The sequence below is a fragment of the Brevibacterium mcbrellneri ATCC 49030 genome, from assembly GCF_000178455.1.
Lineage (GTDB): Bacteria > Actinomycetota > Actinomycetes > Actinomycetales > Brevibacteriaceae > Brevibacterium > Brevibacterium mcbrellneri.
The window spans coordinates 1-1,247 of sequence record NZ_ADNU01000029.1 but is presented as its reverse complement, the minus strand read 5'-3'; the positions used below and the strand labels follow the sequence as shown (position 1 = coordinate 1,247).

Genomic DNA, 1,247 nt, shown 5'->3' with positions numbered 1-1,247 from the left:
CCACGCGCGCACTTCCCAAGAATCAGTGGGCAGTCGTGACTGCAGCCCCAGAATGGTGATGGAAGCCCGGCTCTGCGGCGCGGGGCTGCCTATCCCCGCGGTCACGATCTGTGTAGAGGATGTGATCGAAGGGAAACCATCACCGGGAGGGTTCCTTGCGGCCGCGCGTCGCCTCGCAGTCGACCCTCGACACTGCCTGGGATTCGAAGATTCGACCGCAGGATTCCAGGTGCTGACGGAAGCGGGAATCAACCAGGGCCATTCTCGACATAATGGAACGCGACAAGGAAGATATCGAGTACGTTCGAGACCGGACAGGGCACGACCGCCGATACGCACTTGAACCACGAAACTGGAGGCAGGACTCAATTGGGCGCCTCGATACACTGAATTCCGCGAAGGACTCCAGCAAACGGTCGAGTGGTACAAGACTCATCGCGAGTGGTGGGAAGAAGTCAAGGACGAAGTCGAACAGGAGTATCACTCGCACGGCCAGTGACTTCCACGGGTGGAAAGCGGAGGAGGTATGGCTCGGCATCCCAAGAAGAAGCGACACCCACCGCGTCGTAGCCCGCTGTGCTCCGAAACCGGCAAGCGTCAGTATGGCGACTACGGCGAGGTCGCGCGCGTGGCGTTGCGTCGATCACGGTATGCTGGACCGTTGCGTATCTATGAATGCCCCTTGTGCGGCTCGTGGCATCTGACGAAACGACGCAGCTGGGACGGAGCGGCGCCCAAGTCCTAGCATGCCTCTGGCTATAGGCCGCGACTCAGGTCTTTCCTGGAAGTGCTGTGGGATGGTCGTACGGGGGAGGGTGCTTCCTTCGCCTGGGCTCTGCGGAGCGCAGCGGAGGCATACCGGTACTCGACAGCTTGCTGGGCCGACGTGATCCTCTTGGCCGCTCCCAGGGGCTTCGGATCAGCGATGCCGTAGCGGTGCCGTACAAGGCGACCGTCGTGGCGTGCCCTATCCACACGGTACGGGACCGTGCGTCATCTCCCGGTGCGCCGAGCCGCTTGATCCACGACTCGCCCTCGCTGATCGCGTAGTGGAGCAGCCCTCCCGCAGCCGATTCGACGAGCTCCTGCCGCTCCGCGAGGGCGGCACGCATGTCTTCGGAGACAGGCTCGGCCGGTGTTGGGATGAGCCCGGCGACGCGGCGCCGGTTCCCGCTGCGGCGAACAGCCTGGTTCAGCGTGACCCGATCGAGCCACGCGGCGAGTTCGGCGGCGGGGTCCGTGTCGTC

The 1,247-nt window shown here is 63.8% G+C and carries 1 protein-coding gene and 1 pseudogene; one reads left to right on the top strand and one right to left on the bottom strand.

Annotation, left to right across the window (positions count from 1 at the left end; genetic code table 11):
- The first annotated feature begins 52 nt into the window (after positions 1-52).
- Complete coding sequence (locus HMPREF0183_RS13495; RefSeq protein WP_083801449.1) at positions 53-343, top strand: HAD-IA family hydrolase; 291 nt, start codon at positions 53-55, stop codon at positions 341-343.
- A 427-nt stretch (positions 344-770) separates the two neighbouring features.
- On the opposite strand, the pseudogene HMPREF0183_RS13040 reads toward HMPREF0183_RS13495, so the two are convergent.
- Positions 771-1,247, bottom strand: a pseudogene (locus HMPREF0183_RS13040) (hypothetical protein); the annotation flags it as partial.